Source organism: Paraburkholderia sp. MM5384-R2, assembly GCF_014201025.1.
GTDB lineage: Bacteria > Pseudomonadota > Gammaproteobacteria > Burkholderiales > Burkholderiaceae > Paraburkholderia > Paraburkholderia tuberum.
Genome location: NZ_JACHDI010000030.1, coordinates 79216 through 86733, shown reverse-complemented (window position 1 = coordinate 86733; position 7518 = coordinate 79216). Strand labels below are relative to the sequence as shown.

Genomic DNA, 7518 nt, shown 5'->3' with positions numbered 1-7518 from the left:
TCTGAAAAATATCCGTAACCTCGCTGCATGGGATACCGCTATGCGGGACTCCGTCCTCGGCCTTGCCTGATACGGGCCTTCATGCGGAAGCCCTGATACGATAGGCACCCCGCATACGCGTGCGCGCCGGCCGCATTATCATGGTGGGATGAATTCCACCCCCGCCAACTTCGTTCAGCATCACGACGCCAACGAGGCCGGCCGCGATTTCGTGGTCGGCGATCTGCACGGCTGCGTCGACGCTTTGCGCTACCTGCTGCGTCAGATCGCGTTCGATCCGACGTGCGACCGGCTGTTTTCCGTCGGCGATCTGGTCGATCGGGGCGAGCACTCGGAGCAGGCGCTCGCGCTGCTCGCGAAGCCGTGGTTCCATGCGGTGCTCGGCAATCACGAGGACGCGCTGTGCGCGGTCGCCGACGGCCGCTTGCGGCGGCAGTGGTGGTACGGCATCGGCGGCGCGTGGGCGGCCGACGTGCCCGACGAGCGTCTGCGCTATTACGCCGAGCATCTGCGCACGCTGCCGCTCGTGCGCGTGATCGGCAGCGGCAAGGCGCGCTTCAACGTTCTGCACGCCGAATTTTTCGGCTCCGACGCCGAGCTCGACGCGGGCAATTATTCGGCCGAAACGCGCCAGCAATTGCTGTGGGGTCGCGAGCTCGCGCTGGGCAACGGCGATCCGCTGCGGCAGCGCGGGCTGTCGCTGACTTATTGCGGCCATACGCCGGTGCGCGACATCACGCAGATCGGCTCGCAAGTGTTCATCGATACGGGTGCGTTCGGGCCGGACGGCACGTTGACGATCGTGCAGCCGCAGGCGTTGCGTCGTTGGTCGATCTCGGTCGAGGCCGCGCGCGCGGAAGGGGCGGCGGAATTGGCCTTGCCTTGAACGGCTGAAGCCCCCGCGCTGCTTCGCCGCTCTTTTGTCACCCGACCTGATTCAACTCGAACACCATATCGACGCTCCTGCCGTTCCAGTTGTATTCGAGGTATGCCGCGTGATGGCAATCGCGCAGCAGCATCGTGCGGAATGCCGCGAGGCATTCGCCAGCGCTGTCGCGCACCGACGGATACACGATGCCCGGCGCGCCCGCCGCGCGTACCGCGCGCCCGAGCGCCTGTCCGGGAAGGTAGTCGTCGGGCGACAGCACGGCGGGATCGAACTCGGGGTCGCGACGCAAGTCGACCACGCTGCCTTGTGCGACTACCGTGTAGAGACGCATCTGTTGACGCATCGGCGGCTCGGCGGTCGCCTGGAGAAACTGACCCGTGTGATAGCGTGTTTCCGCGATCGCAGTCGCGCGTGAACGCGCGCAATAGAACACGCCGTAGGTGCCGTCGGAAAAGCGGCTGCCGAGCGGATTCAGATGCGTGAGCGCGGCCATGATCGGCCCGTAGCCGGGCCCGAAACGGCGCTCCTCGCGCGGCACCAGATCGAGTTCGCCGATTTCGGTGCGCAGACGGTCGTTGGTCATCGCTTCGAGCGCGTACAGCGCGTCGAAATCCTCCGGCGATGCGACCCGATCGAACAGGTTGATGGCCGGAAAGCGCGTCGGAATCACGCGATACGCGGGCGACCAATCGAGCGCTGCGCTGGTCCAGCGGTCCTGCCATTGCGGTTGTGTCACGCCCAGCCGCCTCGCATTGCGTCGAGATACTGGCGCACGGCCACGAGATCGCTGATGTTGCCCGCCAGCATGCGGTCCAGCGCGCGTTTGCCGCCGAACGGCGGCGCGCTGTTGGGGCGTTTGACCCAGGTGTCGGCGGCGCTCGGCTGCGGCAGCAGAATCTGCAGCGCCTTGTAGATGCCGAGCAGCAGCGACAGTCGCTCCAGCGTGTCGTGGCTGAGGCGCGCGGTCTCGGGCGTCGCCCTCCACTTGAAGAACGTCGAGCGGCCCGGCTTGCCGAGCAGCACGATCTGCTCGTCGGCGCTCAGGTCCCAGTCGCGCGCGATGTTGAAGAACGCACGCAGACCGGCCGCGGACATCTGCGTCAGCGTGGGTTCCGAAAGCGATCGTCGCGGCGATGCCTCGGGCGAGGAAATTCGGGCAGCGTGAGTCATTGCGGGTAAGTCCCTATGTGTACTTTTTAATGATATTAGTCCAAAAGTGGATTTTTGCAAGAGAATATAATCCCGGCTCGTTTTGGCAGTCGTCGATCAGGAGAAGCAGCAGATGCGGGTTCGAGTAGTAGCAGCGGCGCTGGCCGTATGGTGTGTGTCGGAGGTGGCGTTGGCTGCCGGTTATGCGGAAGTGTGGAATCCGCCGGAGGTGAGCGGGCATCTCGCGAGCGGACACGTTACCCGGCAGGCGCACGCGCGGAAAAAACCCGAGGCGGTGAAAGTGAAGGCGGGCGCCAAGGGCGGAATCAAGACCAAAGCTGGTGCGCATGCACGGCAGACGGCGAGCGCCCGGCACGCGGCAACCCATGTCACGTCGGCCGGCGCGGCCCACGGCGGCAAACTCGCGGCGCATGGGAACGGCGTGAAACATCTCGTGGCGGGCGGGAACGTGAAAGGCGGTACGAAAGTCGCGGCGTCGGGCCCGAACCGGTCGCACGCCAGCGTGACCGCGCAGACCGCGAAGCACGCGCAGCCACATGTGCAACTGGCGCACGCGAAGCCGGCTCAGGGCAAGGTCGTGCACGCCGATTTCGCGGCGGCTCACACCGCGCGTCCGCATGTGGACAAGGTCGCGGCGAAGCCCGCGATTTCCCGTGCGAATCTGATCAAACCGCCCGTGCGGACTTCGTCGGACGCGTCCGCAAACGTTAGCGACATCGCGCCGATGGGCTCCGTGCCCAATCCGGCGACCGCCAGCAGCGGTTCGCTGCCGCCGATCATCCACTAAGGCTGCTTCGAGCGGCGCGGCGCGGTGTGGCATCGGTCGTGGCGTCACGCCGTGGCGAGGCCGTTTGCAAGCAGCCGCAGCGTTTCCGCCGAGCGGGCCTCGCGCACGCGCGAATGCAGCGTCACACGCGATTCCGGCAGCGCCGGCAAGCTGAGCCGCGCGCCGACGTCGATCAGACCGCGCGGCGCAACCCGACGCGCGAGCGGCGACACGGCGAGCCCAGCGGCCACAGCCGCGCCCACTGCCGCGACGCCACCACCCACAAACACCTCCTGCCAGGCGATGCCCGCCGCCGTCAGCGTGCGCAACGCGACGTCACGCACGTTGCACGGCGGGCTCAATAGCGCGAGCGCTAGCGGCTCACCGACTCGCGGCAGCCATGTCGGCGTCGCGAGCCAACCGAGCGGTTCGCTGAACAGCGTCTGCGCGTCATCGCGCGGCGGTTCGTCGGCGCCGTAGCGGACGATGGCCGCATCGAGCCGGCGTTCGTCGAACTGCGCGAGCAACGCCGCCGACGTGCCCATATGCAACTCGACCACGAGTCCCGGATCGTGTGCGTTGAGCCGGCCGAGCAGGTGCGGCAGATCGGAGCCCGCAACGTGCTCGCTGAGCCCGAGCACGAGCCGTCGCCGCTCCACCGACAGCGCGCCGAGCGCGCGCTCGTGCGCGTTCAGCAACTCGCGCGCGGCGCCGAGAAACGCGTGGCCGTCGGCGGACAGACGCACGATGCGCGGCGTGCGCTCCAGCAATTGCTTGCCCAGATGCGCCTCCAGTCGCTTCAGCTTCAGGCTGACGGCCGGTTGGGTGGTATCGAGCGCGTCCGCGGCGCGCGTGAAGCTGCGCAGATCGGCGACCAGCACGAAGGCGCGCACCGCATCGAGATCGAGGACTTTCATTTCGGATGAAAATGGATGAAATAGATAGAGATATCTGTTTATTATGACTGAGCGCGCCTAAGCTGTGTTCAACCCAACACCGCAAACAAGGAGCCCATCATGCCGCTCACCCGGATCTCACTGCGCGCCGGCAAGCCGGCCGATTACCGCCAGGCGCTGAGCGCCGGCATCCAGCGCTCGCTGGTGGACACGTTCAACGTGCCGAAGGACGACATGTTCATGCTGATCACCGAGCACACGGCCGACAACATGATCTATGACCGGCAGTACCAGAATATCGAGCGCGGCGACGATCTCGTCGTGATCCAACTGACCGTCAGCAACACGCGTTCGGTCGAGCAGAAGAAGGCGCTCTACCGGCGCATCGTCGATGAACTCGGGAAGTCGCCGGGCGTGCGGCCCGAGGATGTGTTCATCAATCTCGTCGAGGTCGAGAAGGAGAACTGGTCGTTTGGGAATGGGATTGCGCAGTACGCAAGCCGTCCCGACTAGCGAAATGCGTCATCAAAGAGCGAACCACCGACCAAATTGCGATATTTCAACAAATATTGAAATATAACGATGAAGTGGATATAGTGTCTTTATGGACACGATCAATGCCGTACGCGCGCTCGGCGCGCTCGCTCACGAATCCCGTCTCGCGATCTTTCGCCAGCTCGTCGTTGCCGGCCCCGAAGGCATGGCGGCTGGCGAAATAGCGCAGCAGTTAGGCATTTCGCCTTCCGGCCTTTCATTCCACCTGAAAGACCTGACACACGCCGGACTGGTGAGTCCGCGACAGGAAGGGCGCTTCGTCATCTACACCGCAAACTTCGACGCGATGACGTCGCTGATCGGCTTCCTCACAGAGAACTGCTGCTCCGGTACATCGTGCGCCGCGAGCGACCTTTCCAACTGCTGCCGAGACGAAACATGAAACGCATGCACATTCACGTGGCTGTGGACAATCTTGCCGACAGCATCCGCTTCTACAGCGCGATGTTTGGCAGCGTCGAGCCGACGGTCATCAAGAGCGATTACTGCAAGTGGGAGTTGAGCGACCCCGTCGTGAACTTCGCGATCTCGCAACGCGGCGCGAAACCTGGCGTCGATCACATTGGCATCCAGGTCGAAACCGATGAGGAACTGGCAGAGATGAACGCGCGCTTCGCCGCCGCTGAAGTTCCCGTGCAGCACCAGAGCGGCACGACATGCTGTTACGCGAAGTCGGACAAGGCGTGGACCGTCGATCCGCAAGGCGTGGCCTGGGAAACCTTCCTGACGCTCGAATCGGCTCCCATCTATGGGCAATCTCATACCCAGGAGGCATTGGCAGCAAACGAATCCGCGGCAGCCTGCTGCGCTCCGTCCCAGACAAGCATTTCATTTCGGAGCCGCACATGAGCGGCAAACCGTATTCCGTACTGATTCTCTGCACCGGCAACAGCGCACGCAGCATCATGGCCGAGGCGCTGTTCAACGTGCTCGGCAAAGGACAGTTTCGCGCGTACAGCGCGGGCAGCCATCCATCCGGCGCAGTCAATCCGTTCGCGATCGAGAAATGCGCGGCACTGGGCTACGACACCGCCAGGATGCGCAGTAAGAGCTGGGACGAGTTCGCAACGCCCGACGCGCCGCAGATGGACTTCGTCATTACCGTATGCGATCAGGCCGCGGGCGAGGTCTGCCCGATCTGGCCCGGCAAGCCGATCAGCGCACACTGGGGCTTTGAAGATCCCGCAGCCTGCCAGGGAACCGACGACGAGAAGCGCGAAGTTTTCGACAAGGTCTATCGACAGATCATGAATCGCGTGAGCCAGTTCGTGAACCTGCCGCTGCACGCGCTCAACCACGACGCAATCCGGCGCGAAATGCGTGCCATTGGCGAGCGTCCGGCAGAGGAAACCAATGAGTCGCGCTGAGGCTCGTGCAGCCGCGCGCCCGGCTATCGGCTTCTTCGAGCGCTATCTGACGGTGTGGGTCGCGCTGTGCATCGTGGCAGGCGTGATACTCGGCCAGTTGTTGCCGGGCGCATTTCAGGCGCTCGGGCGCATGGAAGTCGCGCACGTCAACCTGCCCGTCGGCGTGCTGATCTGGGTGATGATCATCCCGATGCTCATCAAGATCGACTTCTCGGCGATGAAGCAGGTCGGCAGCCAATGGCGCGGCATCGGCGTGACGCTCGCGGTCAACTGGCTCGTCAAACCGTTCTCGATGGCCGTGTTGGGCTGGGTGTTCATTCGTCACGTGTTCAGGCCGTGGCTGCCCGTCGAGCAACTCGACAGCTACCTCGCAGGTCTCATCCTGCTCGCCGCCGCGCCGTGCACGGCAATGGTCTTCGTGTGGTCGCAGCTGTGCAAGGGCGACCCGTATTTCACTCTGTCGCAGGTCGCGCTGAACGACTCGATCATGGTCGTGGCGTTCGCGCCACTCGTCGCGTTGCTGCTCGGGCTGTCCGCGATCACAGTGCCTTGGGACACACTGATCGCTTCGGTTGGCCTTTACATAGTGATCCCGGTCGTCCTCGCGCAACTGCTGCGCCAACGCTTTCTTCGAAAGGGCGAAGAGCATTTCCGTAGCGTCGTTGCCCGTCTCGGTCCCTGGTCCATCTGCGCCTTGCTCGTGACGCTGGTCCTGCTGTTTGCGTTTCAGGGTCAGCAGATCGTTGAGCAGCCGCTGGTGATCGCGATGCTCGCCGTGCCAATCCTCATTCAGGTGTTTCTGAACTCGGGACTGGCCTACCTGCTGAACCGCCAGCTGGGCGTCGCACATTGCGTCGCTGGCCCGTCGAGTCTGATTGGCGCAAGCAACTTCTTCGAACTCGCCGTGGCCACGGCAATCAGCCTGTTCGGTTTTCATTCGGGTGCCGCACTGGCGACGGTGGTTGGGGTTCTGATCGAGGTCCCCGTGATGCTGCTCGTCGTGGGGGTCGTGAACCGTTCGCAAGCATGGTACGAATCAGGGCAGCGGAAAGTCGCGCCCAACCTGGGGAGAAACGGATCGTGATGAGTGATCTGCCGAACGTCAGCCCTATTCACCTCGATATACCGAACGTGGACAAGCTGGCACCGGTGACCACTTCAACGCATCCGCCACGCATCCTGCTGCTTTACGGGTCGCTGCGAGCAACGTCGTATAGCCGGCTGCTGACGCTCGAAGCCGAGCGCATCCTCCGGCATTTCGGAGCGCAAACGCGGGTATTCGACCCGCACGGCCTGCCGCTCGCCGATAGCGTCCCGGTAGATCACCCGAAGGTCGTCGAACTGCGCAAGCTGTCCGAGTGGTCGGAGGGGCAGGTTTGGTGGAGCGTGGAACGCCACGGCAATCTCGCGGCCGTATTCAAGAATCAGATCGACTGGCTGCCGCTCGAAAGCGCGGGAATACGGCCGACCCAGGGGCGCACGCTGGCTGTGATGCAGGTGTGCGGAGGCTCGCAATCGTTCAATGCGGTAAACGCGCTGCGCGTGCTTGGCCGCTGGATGCGGATGGTGACCATCCCCAATCAGTCGTCGGTCGCAAAGGCATACCAGGAATTCGATTCCGATGGCCGTATGAAGCCCTCGTCCTACTATGATCGCGTGGTCGACGTGATGGAAGAGTTGTTCAAGTTCACGCTGCTCGTGCGGGACCGTTCGGACTATCTGACCGATCGATACAGCGAGCGCAAGGAGGCCGCGCCCCTGCAAGCGAGCGTACTTGCAGGCTCGGCGATGCGACACGAAATCAACTCCAATGCCGACACCGACGACAGCGAAACCGAATGAACCCGACCACCTGCATACCCGGCTAGAGACGTG

11 protein-coding genes are annotated in these 7518 nt (G+C 63.8%); 8 read left to right on the top strand and 3 right to left on the bottom strand.

Annotated elements, in window-relative coordinates:
• Positions 1–148: 148 nt before the first annotated feature.
• Entirely contained in the window at positions 149–886 is a 738-nt protein-coding gene (locus HDG37_RS32730) for a metallophosphoesterase (RefSeq protein ID WP_184054885.1), read from the top strand.
• A gap of 37 nt (positions 887–923) precedes the next feature.
• Here the strand turns inward: HDG37_RS32730 and HDG37_RS32725 are convergent, their stop codons facing one another.
• Both HDG37_RS32725 and HDG37_RS32720 read right to left on the bottom strand, forming a co-directional pair.
• Positions 924–1625, bottom strand: coding sequence for an RES family NAD+ phosphorylase (locus tag HDG37_RS32725; RefSeq protein WP_090808353.1), 702 nt, complete (start codon positions 1623–1625; stop codon positions 924–926).
• A complete protein-coding gene (locus tag HDG37_RS32720; protein WP_018424156.1) occupies positions 1622–1984 on the bottom strand; it encodes an MbcA/ParS/Xre antitoxin family protein in 363 nt (120 codons plus the stop codon). The genes HDG37_RS32725 and HDG37_RS32720 overlap by 4 nt, the downstream gene beginning before the upstream one ends.
• A gap of 187 nt (positions 1985–2171) precedes the next feature.
• Here HDG37_RS32720 and HDG37_RS32715 point away from each other — a divergent pair, with 187 nt between their 5' ends.
• Positions 2172–2846 (top strand): hypothetical protein, encoded by a 675-nt coding sequence (locus tag HDG37_RS32715; RefSeq protein WP_184054883.1) that lies wholly within the window; start codon positions 2172–2174, stop codon positions 2844–2846.
• 44 nt (positions 2847–2890) lie between these two features.
• Here HDG37_RS32715 and HDG37_RS32710 read toward each other — a convergent pair whose 3' ends face one another.
• Positions 2891–3742: a LysR substrate-binding domain-containing protein gene (locus HDG37_RS32710; RefSeq protein ID WP_184054881.1), complete on the bottom strand. Its 852-nt coding sequence runs from the start codon at positions 3740–3742 to the stop codon at positions 2891–2893.
• Between the two features lie 99 nt (positions 3743–3841).
• On the opposite strand from HDG37_RS32710, the gene HDG37_RS32705 reads away from it, so the two are divergent.
• From HDG37_RS32705 to arsH, 6 genes are all read left to right on the top strand, one after another.
• A complete protein-coding gene (locus HDG37_RS32705; protein WP_184054879.1) occupies positions 3842–4234 on the top strand; it encodes a tautomerase family protein in 393 nt (130 codons plus the stop codon).
• Between the two features lie 91 nt (positions 4235–4325).
• Positions 4326–4658 carry a helix-turn-helix transcriptional regulator gene (locus tag HDG37_RS32700; RefSeq protein WP_184054877.1) on the top strand — a complete coding sequence of 111 codons (333 nt, stop codon included), beginning with the start codon at positions 4326–4328 and terminating at the stop codon, positions 4656–4658.
• Positions 4655–5125, top strand: coding sequence for an ArsI/CadI family heavy metal resistance metalloenzyme (locus HDG37_RS32695; protein ID WP_184054875.1), 471 nt, complete (start codon positions 4655–4657; stop codon positions 5123–5125). Before HDG37_RS32700 ends, HDG37_RS32695 begins: the two co-directional genes overlap by 4 nt.
• Positions 5122–5643: an arsenate reductase ArsC gene (locus tag HDG37_RS32690; RefSeq protein ID WP_184054873.1), complete on the top strand. Its 522-nt coding sequence runs from the start codon at positions 5122–5124 to the stop codon at positions 5641–5643. The genes HDG37_RS32695 and HDG37_RS32690 overlap by 4 nt, the downstream gene beginning before the upstream one ends.
• A complete protein-coding gene (gene arsB, locus HDG37_RS32685; protein ID WP_184054872.1) occupies positions 5630–6727 on the top strand; it encodes an ACR3 family arsenite efflux transporter in 1098 nt (365 codons plus the stop codon). The genes HDG37_RS32690 and arsB overlap by 14 nt, the downstream gene beginning before the upstream one ends.
• Positions 6724–7485, top strand: a complete 762-nt coding sequence (gene arsH, locus HDG37_RS32680) for an arsenical resistance protein ArsH (protein ID WP_184054870.1) — start codon at positions 6724–6726, stop codon at positions 7483–7485. Before arsB ends, arsH begins: the two co-directional genes overlap by 4 nt.
• Positions 7486–7518: the final 33 nt, after the last annotated feature.

Excerpts from the sequence above, each read along its gene's own strand:
- HDG37_RS32705 (WP_184054879.1), top strand. The coding sequence starts at position 3,842 with ATGCCGCTCACCCGGATCTCACTGCGCGCCGGCAAGCCGGCCGATTAC.
- HDG37_RS32695 (WP_184054875.1), top strand. The coding sequence starts at position 4,655 with ATGAAACGCATGCACATTCACGTGGCTGTGGACAATCTTGCCGACAGC.
- HDG37_RS32720 (WP_018424156.1), bottom strand. The coding sequence starts at position 1,984 with ATGTCCGCGGCCGGTCTGCGTGCGTTCTTCAACATCGCGCGCGACTGG.
- HDG37_RS32710 (WP_184054881.1), bottom strand. The coding sequence starts at position 3,742 with ATGAAAGTCCTCGATCTCGATGCGGTGCGCGCCTTCGTGCTGGTCGCC.
- HDG37_RS32690 (WP_184054873.1), top strand. The coding sequence starts at position 5,122 with ATGAGCGGCAAACCGTATTCCGTACTGATTCTCTGCACCGGCAACAGC.
- arsB (WP_184054872.1), top strand. The coding sequence starts at position 5,630 with ATGAGTCGCGCTGAGGCTCGTGCAGCCGCGCGCCCGGCTATCGGCTTC.
- HDG37_RS32730 (WP_184054885.1), top strand. The coding sequence starts at position 149 with ATGAATTCCACCCCCGCCAACTTCGTTCAGCATCACGACGCCAACGAG.
- HDG37_RS32715 (WP_184054883.1), top strand. The coding sequence starts at position 2,172 with ATGCGGGTTCGAGTAGTAGCAGCGGCGCTGGCCGTATGGTGTGTGTCG.
- HDG37_RS32700 (WP_184054877.1), top strand. The coding sequence starts at position 4,326 with ATGGACACGATCAATGCCGTACGCGCGCTCGGCGCGCTCGCTCACGAA.